13 protein-coding genes and 1 pseudogene are annotated in these 17959 nt (G+C 53.9%); 9 read left to right on the top strand and 5 right to left on the bottom strand.

Features of this window, described 5'->3' with window-relative positions; genetic code table 11:
- The first annotated feature begins 267 nt into the window (after nucleotides 1–267).
- The 4 genes from Q5Z11_RS09475 to Q5Z11_RS09460 all read left to right on the top strand — a co-directional run bounded on the left by Q5Z11_RS09475 (nucleotide 268) and on the right by Q5Z11_RS09460 (nucleotide 5355).
- Nucleotides 268–798: a fimbrial protein gene (locus tag Q5Z11_RS09475; RefSeq protein WP_303749747.1), complete on the top strand. Its 531-nt coding sequence runs from the start codon at nucleotides 268–270 to the stop codon at nucleotides 796–798.
- 93 nt (nucleotides 799–891) lie between these two features.
- Nucleotides 892–1632, top strand: a complete 741-nt coding sequence (locus Q5Z11_RS09470; protein WP_303749746.1) for a fimbrial biogenesis chaperone — start codon at nucleotides 892–894, stop codon at nucleotides 1630–1632.
- A gap of 82 nt (nucleotides 1633–1714) precedes the next feature.
- Nucleotides 1715–4285 carry a fimbria/pilus outer membrane usher protein gene (locus tag Q5Z11_RS09465; protein ID WP_303749745.1) on the top strand — a complete coding sequence of 857 codons (2571 nt, stop codon included), beginning with the start codon at nucleotides 1715–1717 and terminating at the stop codon, nucleotides 4283–4285.
- A gap of 5 nt (nucleotides 4286–4290) precedes the next feature.
- Nucleotides 4291–5355: a fimbrial protein gene (locus Q5Z11_RS09460; RefSeq protein ID WP_303749744.1), complete on the top strand. Its 1065-nt coding sequence runs from the start codon at nucleotides 4291–4293 to the stop codon at nucleotides 5353–5355.
- A 57-nt stretch (nucleotides 5356–5412) separates the two neighbouring features.
- Here the strand turns inward: Q5Z11_RS09460 and Q5Z11_RS09455 are convergent, their stop codons facing one another.
- Nucleotides 5413–5844 (bottom strand): helix-turn-helix domain-containing protein, encoded by a 432-nt coding sequence (locus tag Q5Z11_RS09455; protein WP_303749743.1) that lies wholly within the window; start codon nucleotides 5842–5844, stop codon nucleotides 5413–5415.
- A gap of 89 nt (nucleotides 5845–5933) precedes the next feature.
- Here Q5Z11_RS09455 and Q5Z11_RS09450 point away from each other — a divergent pair, with 89 nt between their 5' ends.
- The 5 genes and pseudogenes from Q5Z11_RS09450 to Q5Z11_RS09425 form a co-directional block, all read left to right on the top strand.
- On the top strand, nucleotides 5934–6416 hold the full coding sequence (locus Q5Z11_RS09450) for a DUF2938 domain-containing protein (protein ID WP_303749742.1): 483 nt from the start codon (nucleotides 5934–5936) through the stop codon (nucleotides 6414–6416).
- Nucleotide 6417: 1 nt separating this feature from the next.
- Nucleotides 6418–7221 carry a class I SAM-dependent methyltransferase gene (locus Q5Z11_RS09445; protein ID WP_303749741.1) on the top strand — a complete coding sequence of 268 codons (804 nt, stop codon included), beginning with the start codon at nucleotides 6418–6420 and terminating at the stop codon, nucleotides 7219–7221.
- A gap of 616 nt (nucleotides 7222–7837) precedes the next feature.
- Nucleotides 7838–8557 (top strand): hypothetical protein, encoded by a 720-nt coding sequence (locus tag Q5Z11_RS09440; RefSeq protein WP_303749740.1) that lies wholly within the window; start codon nucleotides 7838–7840, stop codon nucleotides 8555–8557.
- A 234-nt stretch (nucleotides 8558–8791) separates the two neighbouring features.
- Complete coding sequence (locus Q5Z11_RS09435; RefSeq protein WP_303749739.1) at nucleotides 8792–9421, top strand: hypothetical protein; 630 nt, start codon at nucleotides 8792–8794, stop codon at nucleotides 9419–9421.
- An 860-nt stretch (nucleotides 9422–10281) separates the two neighbouring features.
- A pseudogene (locus Q5Z11_RS09425) lies at nucleotides 10282–11007 on the top strand (IS5 family transposase); the annotation flags it as partial.
- Between the two features lie 40 nt (nucleotides 11008–11047).
- On the opposite strand, the gene Q5Z11_RS09420 reads toward Q5Z11_RS09425, so the two are convergent.
- From Q5Z11_RS09420 to Q5Z11_RS09405, 4 genes are read right to left on the bottom strand one after another with little or no spacing between them, the layout of a single operon-like run.
- Nucleotides 11048–11857, bottom strand: coding sequence for an HNH endonuclease family protein (locus tag Q5Z11_RS09420; RefSeq protein WP_303749737.1), 810 nt, complete (start codon nucleotides 11855–11857; stop codon nucleotides 11048–11050).
- A gap of 4 nt (nucleotides 11858–11861) precedes the next feature.
- Nucleotides 11862–13442, bottom strand: a complete 1581-nt coding sequence (locus Q5Z11_RS09415) for an AAA family ATPase (RefSeq protein ID WP_303749736.1) — start codon at nucleotides 13440–13442, stop codon at nucleotides 11862–11864.
- Entirely contained in the window at nucleotides 13439–15202 is a 1764-nt protein-coding gene (locus Q5Z11_RS09410) for a restriction endonuclease subunit S (RefSeq protein ID WP_303749735.1), read from the bottom strand. The genes Q5Z11_RS09415 and Q5Z11_RS09410 overlap by 4 nt, the downstream gene beginning before the upstream one ends.
- Entirely contained in the window at nucleotides 15195–16730 is a 1536-nt protein-coding gene (locus Q5Z11_RS09405) for a class I SAM-dependent DNA methyltransferase (RefSeq protein WP_303749734.1), read from the bottom strand. The genes Q5Z11_RS09410 and Q5Z11_RS09405 overlap by 8 nt, the downstream gene beginning before the upstream one ends.
- Nucleotides 16731–17959: the final 1229 nt, after the last annotated feature.

The following is a 17959-nucleotide window of genomic DNA, read 5'->3' as shown; positions in this document are numbered from 1 at the left end:
AAGATTCGGGCACACAGCGCGGCGTTGCACTGAAAACTCCTTTTCTCTTTCACCTGACGGTCCCTGCATGCAGGACAGCGTGCTGCTGCGCTTCTGCAACGTGCCCTTTCACAACGCAACTCCAGCACAACGAAATACCCGCAACGCTGTCCTCGGTTCGCACTGAGCGCAGCAAGGCTTTGTCTTTCTGTTGTTTCGCGCCACCCACGACGCCTGCGCGAAACCCTGGAAAACAGGCGTCGAAATAAACATTAAAAAGGAAACAAGATGCACCTCTCAACCCACACTGCTCTCAAGATCAGCGCGCTGACCCTGGCACTTTCTTCGTTCTTCGCACCTGCTGCCAACGCCGCAAGCGGCTCGGTCACTTTCAAGGGTGAAATCGTGCAGTCCACCTGCAATGTGAGCACTGCGAGCATCGACCAGACCGTCACCATCGGCACCTTCCCGACCACCCTGTTCAAGGAAGTCGGTGACGTCTCCGCATCGAAGAGCTTCAACATCAACATGGAGAACTGCGAAGCAGGCACCTACACGCTGCGCTTCGACGGCACCACGCCAATCGGCCATCCAGAACTGTTGTCGGTAAGCCAGGCAACCGGCGTTGGCATCGAGATCCTCGACAACAGCGACAACGTGTTCCCGATCAACCAGGAGCTGGTCGATCCGGCCCTGGTAACGATTGCCTCCACCGGCAAGGCAACCGTCAACCTGAAGGCGCGTTACAAGTCCTTTGAAAAGGCCGTTGGCGCAGGCGTAGCCGACGCTACTTCGACCTTCTCCATCGAGTACCGCTGATGGTTTCCGCGGGGCTATCACCCCCTGCCTTTGGATAGCCCCGCGGACCGCAATACCAGCGCCAACCAACGCACACCACCGACAGCAAGCCCAATGATTTCCATGCACGCAGTTCAATCCCGCGTCTGTGCGAACCCGTGGCTGCATGCCGCGCTCGTCGTACTGCTCACCGTGTTCTGCCTTGATACCGCTCACGCGGCTATCCAGGTGCAGGCAACACGCGTCATCCATGACGCAACAGCCGCCTCAGCTGCGGTAGTTCTGTCCAACAAGAGCACGCTGCCCTACATGGTTCAGACCTGGCTGGACGCAGGTGACGACGCAACGCCCGGCACCGGCCTGCCGATGGTAATCACCCCACCATTGATGCAATTGGCAGCGGGCGAACAAGCGGTAGTGCGCACCATCTATGCCGGCAGCGGCTTGCCCCCAGAGCGGGAATCCCTGCTTTGGATAAACGTACAGGAAATTCCGCCCAGCGCTGAGACCAATAATGTGCTGCAGTTTGCCATCCGCACCCGCATCAAGCTGTTCTATCGACCCGCCGGGCTGAACACCACATTGGATCAAGCGGCACGTCGACTGCGCTGGCGTATTAGTGGTAACCAGCTTGAAGTGTCCAACAGCAGTCCATTGCACGTCACGTTCTCCCATCTTCAGGGGCTGGCCACCGCAGGAGCTGGGAGCGAGATCGACCTGGACATGATTGCACCTGGCCAAACCTTGTCGCTGCCCTTGCCTGCGCTCGCGCTCGACAACGGCACGCTCAGCTTTGGCTACATCAATGACTACGGTGGCAGCACCGACGTGAACAACGTGCCGTTGGCGCAGTAAGCCGCCCCCCAACCCACCCAGCGATCTTCCTATGCCCTGCAGAATCCGTGTAACGATGCGGAGGGACAAGCTCGTCCCTCGTTTGGCGCCGCTTGCTCTCGCCTTCAATGCACTGGGCATCGGCAGTGTAGTGGCGACACCAAGCTTCAACCTGGATTTCCTGCGCGGCAACGCCAACCAACGGGACATAGCGGCCCTTTCCAGCCCGGGAGCCATTCTCCCCGGCAGGTACCCGTTCGCGGTCTTTCTCAATGGCGATGAAGTGGCGCGCGAGGACATCGACTTTCTGATGACCGGGTCCGGGCAAGCCGAGCCATGCCTGCTGAGCGATCACCTGCACCATTGGGGCGTCCGCCTGCGGGACACGATTCCAGACAACGCTCCGAATGGCGGCGACGCGCCCCACTGCGTGCCATTGGCGCAGATGGTGCCGGGCGCGAGCGTCAGCTACAACGGCAACCAGCAGCGCCTTGATCTCAGGGTCCCACAGGCCAGTCTGGTCAATCTGCCACGCGGCTATATTCCGCGCGCACTGCGAGACCAGGGTATCAACGCACTGCTGGTCGACTACGCGGTCAATGGCACGCACAACCAACACCAGACCCTGGGTCGGGACAATTACCTGTTTGCATCGATCAACAGCACGCTCAATGCCGGCATGTGGCGCTTCCGCCACTCCACCAACGCAAACCGCGCAGGCAATGGCCAAGGGACGCGCTGGAAGACACAAGCCTTTCGCGCAGAAACCGACTTTGGTTCCCTGCGCAGCAGAATCACCCTGGGTGATACCTACACCGCCTACGGTGCCTTTGACAGCGTGCAGTTCCGCGGTGCACAGCTCGCCAACGATGACGAGATGCTGCCCTTCAGCCAGCGCAACTATGCGCCGGTTGTACGTGGCGTGGCCGCCAGCGGTGCACGCGTGGAGGTTCGCCAGGACGGGAGCCTGATCTATGCACTGAACGTGGCGCCGGGCCCGTTCGAGATAGCGGATATCGTTCCCTATCGAATGAGTGGCGAGCTGGAGGTGTCCATCATCCAGGCCGATGGCGCTGTACAACGCTACAAGCAGCCCTTTTCTGCTGTCGAAACCATGTTGCGTCCTGGTCTGCTGCACTATGAGTTGAGTGCCGGCGAACTGCGCAACGGCCATGAAGGGTATGAGCCGCGCTTCCTGCAAGCGACTGCTGCACGCGGTACGGCAACAGATACCACTCCCTATGGTGGCCTGCTGCTGTCCGAAAACTACAGCGCAGTTGCCATCGGCGCCGCACAGAACCTGGGCCGATTCGGCTCCGCATCCATCGACGTCACCCATGCTCGGACGCACCTGGCACAAGGCAACGTGAGCAGCGGCGAAAGCTATCGCTTCCTCTACTCAAAATCGCTCAATACCTCCGGTACCGAGTTCCGCCTGATAGGCCACCGCTATTCAACCTCGGGCTATTACGATTTCAGCGATGCCTCAGCAGAGCGCGCGCAATGGCGCCACGGCTACTACGAAGCCAGCTATAGCGACAGCACTGCGCCAGCGAGCGAATCACCGTGGGCGGAACCACAGGAGCACTTCATTCGCAGCGAGCGCTTCAACAACAAGCGCAACAGGCTGGAGTTGGCCTTGAACCAGCGCATAACCGACGGCTACGCACTCAATGCCAGTTACACCAGCCAAAACTACTGGGGTGCCAACGAGCGTGAGCAGGATATCCAACTGGGGTTGAACGGCCACGTCGGCGCAGTCAACTACGGGCTCTTCTTCCGCCAAGGACGACGACGCCACGAGCGCACCGACCGCTCACTTGGCTTCAGTCTTTCGGTGCCACTGGATCGCGCAGGCACAAGGCGCAGCAGTGCCACGGCCTCCTACAATCACTCAAGCCACTCCGGTGCCAGCTATCAGACCGGCATCAACGGTGCGCTGCTTGATGGCGACAGCCTGGGCTACAACCTCAACCTTGGCCGAACCGACGCCGGCAACAGTGGCTCGGCCAATCTGCGCTATCTGGGCCGTACCGGCATCGCCACGCTCGGCGCCACCCAGGCGCGCAATTACTCGCAGATCAACTGGGGTTTGCGTGGCGGCTGGGTGTTGCATCACGGTGGACTGACCTTGGCGCAGTCACTGCAACGGACCAACGTGCTGGTACACGCACGCGACGGTGCAGGTATCGGCATCGAGAATCAGGCCGGTATAAAGCTGGACCGCAACGGATACGGTCTCGTCAGCGGCGTCAGCGCCTATCGCAGCAACCGCATCGCCTTGCGCACCAATGATCTCGGCGCCGACATCGATGCCAGCCGCATATCCAGCACTGTCGTACCTACACGCGGCGCATTGGCACGCGTCGAGTTCGAAACCCGCCGCGGCCTCAGCTTGATGGTTCATCCCATCCGTGTGGGCGACTTGCTGGTGCCGCTCGGTGCGGGTGTTTTTGGCAGCGACGGACTGAGCCGCGGCATCGCCGGACCACACGGGGAGATCTTCGTCAGCGGCGTGCATCCCGGTGAAGTGTTGTCCGTGCGCTGGGGTGCAACGCCGGACCAACGCTGCGATCTCCACCTCGAGCAGGCCAAATTGACCAGCGAAGGACCCGGTTCTCCCGGTTATCGCCATATCGAACTGCACTGCCTTGCACCCACCAACTCCCAGTGACATTGATGAAAACCATGACTTTTATACGCTTCCTGGCAGCACTGGTGTTGCTGCTGGCACTGCCAAATGCAGCCTGGGCGTTGTCCTGCAAGAACGCGGTGACCGAATCCATCAACCAGGTCATTTCGCTGCAGGATGAGATCACCATTTCAAAGGGCGATGCCGTGCGCGGCAGGCTGCTGTGGCGCTCTGAAGAATTCACGGTGAACTTCCGCTGTGTGGACGCACAAGGTGCGCCACAAGGCGAAGACGCCTATTTTTATTGGGACCCTGACATGACCGTCGCGCGGATCCACCCTTCAATAGAAATAGGCGTCACCATCAAGAACATCGACCACAGGATAAACGGCGGCAACCCGAGACTGTTTGTTGGGCAGGGAACATCGCCCCCCGCAAACCGCCAGAACTGCCGGATGTACTGGAACAACTCCAGGGCGAAGCAGTGCGCAACATCGCGGATGTTGTTTGTGACGTTCTCGATCTACATCAAGGCGACCGGAAGCCCGCCACCACCGAGCGGCCACATCGATAACAGCGGCATTTACGACCTTTTCCAGGTCGACGGCGAAGGCGGCTTGAACACCACACCCAACTCCAACTTCCGCGCTTCCGTTTCTGGCCTCGGAAAAATAAAGTTCGTCGCCTGCAACCCCACGATAAGCGTTATTGGAAATGGCGGGAGCGCCGTCGATTTCGGTCGCATACCTGTTGCCGACATCAACCTGGGAAAGACCCAGGCACAGGTTCCTTTCCAGATCCAGGTCGACATGAGTCATCCGACCGCAGGCAATCAGTGCAGCGCTCGCACCTTGGTTGCCTCGTTCAGCACCCTCAGCACCGTCAACGATGGCGCCATCATCGTGCCAACGCTCAACGGCGGCTATGGCATCGGGATATCGCAGGCCGATACACCAGGGCACCTGATCCCGCTCAAGAAGAGCCTGACTCTTGGTGTCGCCAACAACACCTTATTGCACTACGACTTCCTGGCCTCGCTGATATGGATCGGCGAAGGCGCAAAACTTGGGCCATTCTCCGCCACCGTCACGGTCGATGTGACATTTCGCTAGCGCGGACAGGAGAGTGTCGCCCCCCCCTGCAGAGCGTCGAGTGGCTGGCCCGCCACGCTAAGGCGCCAGGCTGATTGCTTTCACCGTGGCGCCGTTCTGTTTCAAGCGGCCGGCGGCGGCTGCCTTGAGCAGGCGCTGGAAGGTCGGACACGCCACGTGATTGTCTGCAGGACAAGCGGCTGCATGGCGCAGTCCTTCGCTCATGGCCCGCAAGCGCTTGATCGTGGCGTCGATCTCTTCCGCCTTGGCCAACAACAGTGCCCTGTCCACGCGCGGCGCTCCCTGTGGCGAGAGCATTGTCCGGATTTCATCCAATGACAGCCCACCGGCCTGCCCCAAGGCGATCAAACCCAATTGGTCCAACACGTCCGCCGTAAAGTGTCGCCGCCCGCCCGCCCCACGGTGCGCCGAGATCAAACCTTTGTTTTCGTAGAAGCGCAGCGTGGAAGACGCCAGCCCAGTGCGTTTGGCCACTTCGGAGATATCCATCGCAGGCTCTTGACTTGAAGTTGACTTCAACTTCTAGCATACCGGCCTCGCCTGGCAAAAGCCGGTGCAAAGGAGTGGACATGACGTGGATGGATTGGGCGCAGGTAGCCCTGGTTGGAATTGGAGCGACTGCGGTAATGGATGTTTGGACGCAGGCCCTCAAGCGAATGGGCGTCGCCACGCTCGACTACGCGCTGCTCGGACGCTGGACCGGACACCTGGCCAAAGGCAGGTTGATGCACACCAACATCGGCCAGGCCAAGGCCATCGCGGCCGAGCGGCCGCTTGGCTGGGCCATCCACTACGCGATAGGCATTGCGTTCGCAGGGCTATTGGCGGTTGTTGCAGGCTGGCCCTGGTTTCACACCCCCACCCTGCTGCCTGCCTTGGCGGTTGGGATGGCAACCGTCGTCGCGCCGCTGTTCGTTCTGCAGCCAGCAATGGGGGCGGGCTTCATGGCATCGAAGACGCCGATGCCGCTGAAGAACTGCCTGCGCAGCCTGGCAACGCATACGGTGTTCGGACTGGGGCTCTATCTCTCCGCAACCCTGATCGAGCTTTGCGAGGCTTGATATGAAAACCAATGAAATCCGCTTCCACGACGGCGCCACCTACGAGCGCTACATGGGCGTCTGGAGCCAGCTGGCGGGCGAAGTATTTCTCGACTGGCTTGATCCAGCACCTGCCCAGCAGTGGCTGGATGTGGGTTGTGGCAACGGCGCTTTCACCACGATGATCATCGAGCGTGGCGCGCCATCTGCAGCGCATGGTGTAGATCCGTCACCGCAACAGCTGGCTTATGCGCGCGCCCAGGCAGGGCTGCAGCGCGCAGTGTTTGAACAAGCCGATGCAATGGCCCTGCCTTACCCGGAAGCGACGTTCGATGTAGCGGTGATGCCGCTGGTGATCTTCTTTGTCCCCGATCCTGCCCACGGAATCGCTGAAATGGCTCGGGTGGTGCGTCCAGGTGGTACCGTCGCCGCATACGCCTGGGACATGCCGGGCGGCGGATTCCCCTATGAGATGTTGCTGGCGGAGATGCGTGGGCTTGGCCATACCGTTCCGTCGCCGCCCAGTCCTGAAGCTTCGCGGATCGAAGTGTTGCGGCAGTTGTGGAGCGACGCGGGCCTGGAGGCGATTGAAACCCGGGAAATCGACGTGTCCCGTACCTTCGCCGATTTCGAGGATTTCTGGTCCACGGCGCTCGGTGCGCCCAACGTCGGCTCGACCCTCGCGGCAAAGACCGCCGGGGAGCGCGCCTTGCTGAAGGATCGAATCAGCGTCCGCCTGGCAGCGGATACCGAAGGGCATATCACTTGCCATGCTCGCGCCAATGCAGTGAAGGGTCGAGTGCCGGATCAGACTTGTCCAGGGTGACGCAACTCCCGTATCGCGCTCAATGCAGCTGTCCTCAGGCAAAGCGCCGCCATGTGGGAGCAGCGTATGCCACGAAACTGAGGCTGTTCGAGCTCTCCGGGCACCCGTGTCATCTCATGTTGCGCGTTTCGCGGCTTACGCCGCTCCCACAAAAGAAAAATCCGATGCCAGAGGTCTGGCATCGGATTCCGGGGTGCTCATTGAACAGCATTACGCGCTACACGGGCGTTTGATTTGCTAGCGCCAGTTGCTACCGCGCCGTGCCAGGCACATCATCACTCCCACTCTATTATAAATTAGTATAGAAACATCCAATAAACATAGCGATTAGCAACACCGCTCGTGCAAATGCCATGAAGAATACCATCACACCAGGAGCCTTTAGCGGAGAGCACGCACACTCCCAGTGCCCGCATTACTCATTGAGTCTCCGAGAACCGCCACGCCTCTAGAAGGCTCGATCAGCAGTCGGCCAGCCACGCGCCTGATTCCTTCTATGTGATAACGAGGACGAATACTGGCACTCTATACCCCATCGAGCAGATCCCCGTCCGACATTAATCAATGAAGATTTGGAGTCGCCTTTCAGAACCACCACTGAAAAAGGATTTTGATTATGAGCCTTCCTCTTGTAGATACGTTTTTTCCTGCTTACGAGAAATGGGAAACGAGGCACCCCACCCTTGAGGAAATGCTGGCATCCGACAATCCTCACCGGAGTATCAGGGTCAGACTGGAGGCGACCGTCGCGAACGCTCACGAAGCGGCCACCTACATAGGTCGCGTCGGTGCCGACAACGGCCTCGGGAACGTCATCAACGGAGCGCTGGATAACAGTGTCGCCTTCAAGCATTGGCGGCAAGCTATGCCATCCAAAACTCCTGATGAGCTGTCGCGTTATCAGAAGTCGTATCCATATTGCGACTTTGCACAGGTCTCAGCAGAGATCGAAGCAATCGGACAGGTACTCAGTGAAGGCCAATGCCTTTTTCATGCAGGGCTGTGGCCGGGCGACGACAGATTGACCACGGATCGCCCTCTATCTACGTCATTTTGCCCCCAGGTCGCCCTGCGGAACGCAGACCACCTGGGGAAGGGATACGACGCAGGCCGTATTGATTTGTTCGTGCTAAGAGCGACCAGCCCGAGAACTAATGTTTTCGCATACAAGCGCAAAGGCACGAACCTCGGGCATGAGAACGAGGTTGTGTTTGCCTCGGGCGCGAATCTAAAGCTGGTATCGACCGGCTTGGTCAGTACCAACTACCCGGCCGGGAAGTATGGGTTCCCTAACAAACGAATTTCGGTTCGCGTACTCGCCGTCGACATCTCGTAGTCGACCTTCGCAGGTACCGCGCTTCGTGCCTACCCGCGCGCGGCGCGGTGTTGCTGCATGAACAGCACAGCGTCCCGCCCGCAACCGATGGCCGTCGGTCGCCTGCGGTTTGCTGATCAAGCTCGATAGACAGGAATAAATCTGAAGAAGGGAATGGTCTGTGAAAAAAAATCTATGGGTAAAGTTTGGCTGGTCAGAATACTATCGCGGCGGGGCGGTCGACGGTAATTTTGGGTGGCTCAACGAAAACAAGGGCAAAAAAACGAAGGACGGGGCCATGAGGCGTTCAACTTTAGCCCTGGGCCTGATGGAACCTACTATTGTTATGTTCCGCCACAAGCAAGCGAGTATGCGCCTTCGAACGATGATCCAAATGGTTGGACGGTGATCTGTCTCGCGAAAAATCCAAAACACACCGGCGTCCATGTTGTCGGATGGTACGAAAATGCCACCCTGCATGGTGAATGGCTCGACCCCCCGGATAGTTTTATCAAAAAACGAGGGGATGCTACGCACCCGGCCTATGACTGGTCGTACTGTATCTCTAGCAAGACCGCATACTTCATTCCGCCCGAGTACCGGATTATGCCTTTCTCGGATCCATCCGTGAGGCAGGGCAAATATTCCTTCCTAGAAGGGCCTGGCGTAGACACCAACGAGAACAAAAAGCGCGTGCTGGAACTTCTCAAGAGTCGCCTGAAAGCGATGACCCGATTTGTTATCCAGAACCCTAACGAAGGCTCGTTACCTGATCCCGAACTCGACGCGGCTGACCCTCTAAAAGGATTCGGTACACCAGAACATCGGAAAAAGGTGGAGTTAGCAGCGGAATGCGCCGTCATTGAGCATTACAAAATAAAATGATATGCCTACGAACGCGTTACGCATTTAACGTGTGGTTATGACTTTGTTTTTACCAAAGGTAAATCGGTGCGGCACGTCGAGGTCAAGGGCACATCCAGTCCCTCCCCCAATTCTTTATCACTCGGAATGAGTATGAGAAAGGTCTGCAATCCAGCATGGCGTCTTGCCATGGTTACCTCCGCGCTGTCCGAAAGCCCGAACATAACTGAGTACGATGCCCTCGAGCTGAAGCGAGCGTTCGATCTTGAACCCTACGTATACATCGGTAAGTTTATCCCGAAGTCCGAGAATTAATCAGTAGGCCTGCCAATCTAGACCACACGCCATATTAATGAAGCGCCCGTCGAAGTTTAAAACGTTTCTCGGCACCATGTCGGAATTTTCCACCCGAACATGGTATCGATGTACTTCTCTAATGGCATGCCCTGTGCACATCATGAAAAACGCCATTGACGACATTACAAACATAGTTATCTATTATAATTTTTTCAAGATAAAATCAGATAATTGCGAATAGTACCAGCACCAATAAAATATCATCCATAGAAAAAATAAAAGCAATATCGATCACCTATTAAACGTCACACCATAAACACCATGAAATGTGCCAGATACTATTATGTAGACGATAGATTGCGCTCTGCATCGGCAAGCCCCCCCCTCAGCATGCCCGAACGCCTTAGCCATCTGTCGCAATAGTATGACCAGCTCGGCTGAATCGCCGTTATGGCGAACTTTAGTCATCAGTTCCGCCGCATAGGCCGGATCGGCGTGGAACTGCTCGGCCATTGAATCGTCGTGTGATCGATCTTTCATCTGGTGCCATTCTCATTCTTGATGACGCGGTACAGGGCGATGCAGACCGACTGATGCTGAACGACATCCTTTGGGGGCTCTGCTCAGGCGCGGTCTGGCGTAACATGTCGGAGCGTTTCGGGCCGTGGTCAACGGTCTATTAACGCTTTCGTGATTGGCGAAACCGAGACGGTTACAATCTTCTGCTCAAACGCCTCCACGTCAAGCTCAACGAACAAGGTTTGATCGAGCTGGACACCTGGATGATTAATTCCACCGCAGTACGTGCAACCCGAGCCTCCTCGGCGGTGGGAAAAAAGGAGACCTGAAGAGCCACCATATCACGCGCTCGGCCGCAGCCATGGAGGGCTGACGACCAAGATTCACTTGCTGTGCGATGCTAACGGGGTGCCGCTACGATTCCTGCTATCCGGCGGGCAAGCTAGCGACATCAGCTATGCGCAGCCGCCTGCGCAAGCCCTGTAAATGATTGCTCGCCAATGGCTACGACGCCGAAGCCCTACGGCGCTAGTGCGACCGCTACCGGATGCAACCAGTGATCCCGTTGCGCAGCATAAAACGTAAGCCAAAACCAGGCCTTCCGAGTCTGTTCGGCCGCCCCAAATACTGAGCGGCACATCATCGAGCACGTGTTTGACTAGCTGAAGAAGCATCGCCGTGTCGGCACGCAGTTCGAGAAACTGGCAAAAATCTTTTCGGCGATGGTCACACTAGCCTGCGCGTTGCGGCGTTTGAGACAACTATTTTCGTGCAGAACCTATAAAGGGTAACGATTAGTAATCGGACCTGTGTAGTGTAATAGGGATGTTATCAATCTAATCGCAAAATCTCTGTTACCTCTGCAAGATCACGATGCTGTCTTAAATACACTACCGCAGCCCGAGACAGAGTTTCCGAGTCGCGAACCATTTTGCGCAAAGCTGTCTTGGCCTGTATGACTTCTCGTCCCTCTCTAATTTTTTTTACTTCGCTTTCAATATTTATCCTAATTCTGTTTCGTGCTCTGACTATTCGGGTTTCATGAAGGTGAAACATCTCAATTGAGTTTGAAACTTTTCTAACTTCTTCCTCCGTTGCTTCCGGTTTCGACTCCGGCTTGCCGTCCCTATCAAACCATAGAAGCTTCTCATCGTCAGGGTTGAATGGATCAAGAAAATCAGGAATTTCATCGTCGAGCTCTTGAATATCAGTTGGTGAAAAAGCTCGTCGCTCAGGATTGACCAAGGGAAACTTACAAGCTTTTCCGCCTACCGTTTCATCAAACACCCTCTTGCTATTACAAAATGTGCATGCGCATCTGTAGTTTGTCCATTCGAAAGCCAGCCACCAATAACCTGAGTGATCGAGGACAGACTCAACCTTATTTTTCGGTCGAAAATGATCTACTGGAGTATCAGCGCGAATGTCGGTTGATTCACAATACCAACATTTCTTTTTTAGATTTTCGGGTAATAACTCGTAGAATGACCGCCATATATCCGAGGAAGCGACCTTGCGCAAAATAACTTTTCTAGCAGCTGAATCCGCTGCATCAAGAAGCTCTTGCCTAGCCGAAGCAGCTGATTCTCGCCATGCTTGCGTTAGGCATTCCTCTATGTCAGCTTTGCAAATCCAACGCATTAGGTTACTCCTCGCTAGACTTGTCTTGGTATTTGGTTCTCAAGTAGTCCATAAAGTCAGGATCGTCGGTGGACAGATTGAAACCTAAGTCGGCAAGCTCCAGATTGAGTCGCGAAAGGTATTCAAGTTCGGTTTCAGGAGGATGCCCCGGTTCGCGCTGAACTTTGTCCTCGGAAAGAGTATCCTTGCACGCCAATTTGTTTCGCGAGTCCAATTTTTTTTGGGTTATATCATCTAAAGTGGTTTTGAGACCAAACATGTCGCTGCGGAGGATTAGATTAATGCCCATTCCCCTAGGGCTCTCGTCCGGCTCACTAGCATGTACTTGGGCTTCACCGTCGGACCACATCACCTGGACTTGCTGCTTCTCAAGTTCCGCAATCGCAAGTGGGTGGTGTGTAACCATTAACAGGTGGCTAGTCTCATGATTAGGGACAAATTTTCGCAGAAAACTTAGGTATTTTGCCGCCCACGAAGGGTTAAGGTGAGTATCAGGCTCATCTAGCAGAAAAAGGGAGTCCTTGCCTCCAGTAAACTTTACCAGCCCTAGAACAGTCAATAACTGCTGCTCGCCCTCACTTAACTCTCTAAAGGTGAGAGGGGTGTCGCTGCGGGATACTTTAACTCGAATGCTGACTTCCGAGATTATTTCGGATAATAAAGTGCTTTCCAGCATTTTAAAAAGCTCATCAGCAGTCAAATCCTTTGCGAATTCACGCAGTGACTTTAGACTCGGTAGAAACAGATGAAAAAACTCATTTCGAATATTGCTTCCCGTGAGGGAGGAATTCTCTTGTCTCGTGACTTTAATTGGCGCGACACTATATTCTATGAGGTCATCCAGAAATCGACGAACTACACCGCGGGCGCCCCAAAATAGTTCGCCTTTTTGCTTAGCCCATTCGGGCTGACGCATTACAAAATGAATACTGTCCAGCCCCTCTATTCCTAGGTGTTCACGTAAAAACTCTTTTTCGATGCTATCTTGCGGGGATAAGAAAAAAGCAAGTAATACAAACTGACTATGGTGAGGCTTCGCATAAAACAGAGGTCGAATCTCGCCTTTAAGGTCAAGCTCGTCTTGAAGAAGTTTTCGATAAAAATCATTTCTGTGCTTGCGAAAATACCTTTCTAATCGATCGCTTGGGCCAGAATAGTATGCAAACACGTACTTGGGTAGATACGGTGCATTACCGTCTTTGCTCCGCTTAACTTGAGAAAACGAGATTTGCTTCCAGCTTTTTTCAAACTCGATTTCACTTAACGAGTCTTTGGCGTTCAGGTCCCTGGCATGAATTGCATATTGTTTTGCCAGTCCACCACGATCCGGGTCGGCATCAATAGTGATCTCTTGCCAACTCTTCGTGTCCTTTTGACCTAGCCGATATGTCAATTTATAAGAAAAGGCAGGGCCTTCACCAAGATCAAGATTTCGGAAAATTACTACCAGAGCTTCGAGTACGTTGGACTTTCCTGAACCATTTCTTCCTACGATCACTGTCATCAGGTTGTGTTCGTCAAAGTCTATGGTGACGTTTTCAAGGTTCTTAAAGCGCGACCGGACGTGAAGTTTATCGACTTTCATTGCTTGCCCTCGACTTTATTATTCAGAGCAAACCAATCCTGATGATCTTCATCTCGCGATATTTTAATAATGGCGCCCTGATCGAGAGCAGCACGAACATCAAGAAAGAAGATTTCCAATTGCTCTGTTGTGCAATCGTTTGGATAGCCTGCGGCCTCCATCAGCTGCTGACCGTTCAAGGCGATGTCAGCAGCGGCCAGCGCTTCGGTCACAGAGATAATAACTTTAGTCATAGGGCTCGCAGCGCCTTTCTGGATTTTGTTTTTACGTTTGATTAGTGACTGCACTGCGTTTTCATGGTTATTTTTAATACTCTGAAGCAGGGCGTTAACAGATTTTTCTCCGCTGATTAATTCAGGGTTATCGGCACGCCAGCCTGCCGTGAGCTCACCATTAAATGCCTTCTCAAAGATACTTTGGCTAAGCCCTTCAATGTAGGTGCGAGCGGCACCTACCTTTAAAGATATGCCATCTGCAATCCGAAGGGCGCTTTCAACGCGTTGGACTATTTCGATTTGTTCGTTCAGAGGCGGCAAGGGAATTGGGAAACCTTTGAACATTGGAATGTCGATTCTAAGTCGTGTCGCTCCGAATGCCATTTTTCCAATTAGCTCCTTGCACCTTTCTGAGTTAAAGAAGTACGAAAGATAGGCTGGCACCGCAAGGCGCTCATCTACATTCATCTTGATTACGTCAGGCGTTACCATCGCGACTCCAATTCCCTTGGGGTATATACACGCCGTGCCCGGAGGGTCGCCAAGTTTCGTTACCAGCAGCTCTCCACCATGTACGCTATAGTCCTGGTGCAATTCCTTCCATACCGCTTCATCCATGAAGTTCGGCTTTTCTGTTTTATAAATCCCCTCCCCCACGTGTCGGAGGAAAATTATAGGAATTCCTTCGGGGCGAAAGTCTTTTGCCTTAAATATTGTACCGAACGGACCAGCACAGATAGCAGTGCTAGAGTCTTCGGCAAGTCGGTGGTTCGCTATCCACTCCCAACTCTCTGGGACCTCATATAAATCCTCAGGCTGGCAGGAAAAATCCCGGTTTCGAACCTTCAATTTCCCATGTTTTTTTTCTTCAATTGCTTCCACTTGCTTCGCAACGCTCCCAATAAACGGATTGTTGGCGCGCCAATCCTCAGTTAGAAGACCCGACACAGCATCTGCAATGATTGACTGCCGAAGTTCTTCTATCGTTTTAGGAATAGATTTTATTCGAGATTCAATTCTTTCTTTTTGCTCGGTCAGTTCGTCAAGTTTTTTTGCAATAACAATCTGTTCTTCAGTTGGGGCTAACCGGAATGGTAAGATCTTCGCCTTGGCTGCAGAGATCTCTTTAAATGTGGTCCCTGTTCCAAGCTCTTCCGCGACAGCCTTTATGCTTTTTAGATAGTAGAAAGCATAGTTAGGATCAATTCCATCGGGGAAAGTAAAATTTTTGAAGCCTTGGCTTGTGCACAACTCATTTTCCGCTATCGCCACATAGCCTATGGGCGCTCGGCTGCTGAATAATATACTTCCCTCGGGGATAAGCTTTGCAGAGCATGACTCGTAGCCCCTTAGAGTGAGGTCCCGAGCGCCAGTCGAAATAAACTTAGAATTGTAGCCACTTAAGTCTGCGGGTGTGATCCAGGATATACCAGCACCTGGATACGCAAAGTTCGCGGCATCATTAGCTCTAGGAGTACCACCAGCGGTGACCTCTGCGAGTTCACCGATTGAAATTTCGACCCATCCATGTGGCAGCTCAGACATCCTTTTTAACCTCGGATGAATCTAAATCCGTAAGTTTCGTTGACATACTACTTTGCGTGCTGACCTGATCACTCCCTAAGTATTTCGTCAGCTGCTCCAGCTCTCGCAGGGCCTGAGTTAATTCCATCATGGCCTTATTCGCTAGCGCCTCTGGTGTGGATTCGTCTTGTGTTTCTGAGCCTTTGAGCCAGCTAATGTCTAGTGAGTCCCCTCGGGCAGCGATATCCGCCCGAGTGAACACACGGAATCGGCTAAATTCACCTAGTCCCTCAATATTTTCAGCCCGTGGGCTTCCGCCATTGGGATCATTACCATAAGCATCTTCAAACGATTTTAGATAATCAGAGCCAAAAGGGCTACGTTTCCCAAAATTAGGCATGTTAGTGCGCAAGTCATAAACCCATACACGTTGCGTGCATCGCTTATGCTTCCGCACATTACCTTCTAGGCCTTTTTGGAAAAATAAGACATTGGTTTTGACGCCATGAGCGTAAAAAATCCCTGTTGGCAAGCGCAGAATCGTATGTAAATTACATCTATCCATCAGCTCCCGGCGCACCTCAGTCCCGACACCGCTCTCAAAAAGTACGTTGTCTGGTAACACGACGGCAGCGCGCCCACCTGGCTTTAGACCAAGATAAATGTGCTGTAAAAAAGCCAGCTGTTTGTTGCTGGTTTTGAAAGTAAGATCTTCTCGAGTAGGACCACCGCCCCCTTTTGCCGTGCCAAAGGGTGGGTTTGAAAGTATTACGTCAACTTTAGGCAAGTTTGCACCGACTTGGCCTAGCGTGCTACCCAGTCGAACTAAACCCTGTATATCGCCTTCCATACCGTGAAGTAAAGTATTCATAAGCGCCAAACGACGCGTACCGGCAACTAATTCTACTCCGATAAAAGCGCGGGAGCGTTGAAATGCTTGGCCTTTCGCATTTAGATCAGCGAGATTATGGGTACTATTCTTAATGTACGCATCGGCGGCTATCAGGAAACCAGCGGTTCCTGCAGCCGGATCTTGTATGGTCTCACCGGGCTCAGGTTTGATGCACCTAATAATGCTGTCTATCAAAGGTCGCGGAGTAAAATATTGACCAGCGCCAGATTTGGTTTCGCTAGCGTTTTTCTCCAGTAAGCCCTCATATAGGTCACCCAAACCATCTTTGCGAGCGCTGAACCAGTCAATACCGTCTAAGCCCTTGATTAACTGCTCTAGGTGGCGGGGTTCTTCGAGTCGAGTGTTGGCATCTGAGTAGATAGCGGCGATCAGAGGATCACAGTTTTGGCCCAAATCTACCAACATCTGCCTGTAATGACTTAGCAGGTGAGCCCCCGATTTACTCGACAAGTCTGGCCAGCGTGCACCTTCAGGGAGCTTATGGTCAAAATTAGCGGTATTTTGGACTTGCTCATATTCCATCTTGACAAACAGCAATAGGACCAGTTCGGTGACGTAGTCGCTGTAATTAATTCCGTCGTCGCGTAGGACGTCGCAGAGGTTCCAGAGCTTCTGGACGATTTCGCTGTTGTTCATGGAGCAGCTCTTGAATGTGAAAGGTTTGCCTCAAGTGCAGGGTGTAAGGCCACGATTCGTGCCTGTGATGCGCTCAGGAAGGTTGCGAACGGGAGTGAATTTGCACATCGAGCTACCCCATGGCGCCTGTGGTCATTGATGGAGCTGCTCAGCCATGAGCGGCATATCAAATTGGTTGAAAAACGCACAGTTTGAGGTTGTCTCAGGAGGTCACCACATTGCAGTGTGCTCATTCCTGCGAGGAGGGCTGCATTGTACCTTGGACACCCTCATTCTGTACGTTCCGCTGGGCATGCATTGCTATCAATTTCTATCCTCAGCCCTTGAGTCATTGATCGGCTCAGTCCTTAGCTTTGAGAGGGCAGTCCAGGTTAGAACACCGGTCCGTCGGATTTCGTTGGACATTAATAGAGCTGGCCCATTCAAGTCCGCCGCTTTTTAGCGAGAGAGTCACCCATGGGGCGCCGCTCGGCCCCGCCAGATGATATATCTCGCCCCAACGTCTTTGAGTCGTGCGTCCCGTGGTTCATTCGCTCGTGTCAAACCTGATAGGGTGTTGAAAATTTGCAGGCTGAAATCGCAAGTGATGTGGTGGCCATACTGACGAGCGACTTCGAATAGTGCACCAAAGAAAATGCCGAAAACGACCTCAGAGTCGTTTTCATTTCCTCTCATATACAACCTTGCTCATAATCGCACTCACCTCTCCTTGTAGTTCGCGAAACTCCCCCATCATGGCGTCAACATCAAACGCTAGTGCTCCTTGCCCACGCTTCTCGGCGAGCCACAACTTCAATAAGCCTGCAAATCGCCCAAGGTCACCATTTACTCTGGCAAGCTCCGCAACAGCTATGAAGTCAAGCACCGAACGGGTTTTATGATTTAACCCTAGGCGGACATCGACAAACCAGCCCGTGCGGCCCGCCTGGCCACTTCAGATTTATGGGCGTCGGTCACCCAAACCTTGACTGGTGGGGCTTCACGCCGAGGCCGCCCCCCCCCCTTCTTTTGGTGCATCGCTCTTCATCCAAGTCACTCCCAATTGTCGATAAAGGCGCCCGTATTTGGAGCGGCTTCTTAACCTGATCGCGGCAGCACCTGTAAGCCTCGCAGAGTAAGTTTCCGTCGAGCCGCAGGCGCGTAAGGCAAGGTGGTGGAGGACCTAGCTACGAAGTAGCGTAGGCCTACAACACATATCTTGCCGTCTAGCTTCACGCGTTTCAACGCGC

Source organism: Stenotrophomonas sp. 610A2 (assembly GCF_030549615.1).
Taxonomy (GTDB): Bacteria; Pseudomonadota; Gammaproteobacteria; order Xanthomonadales; family Xanthomonadaceae; genus Stenotrophomonas; species Stenotrophomonas pigmentata.
Note: the sequence above shows the minus strand (reverse complement) of the source record. Positions and strands in the feature narration are given on the sequence as shown.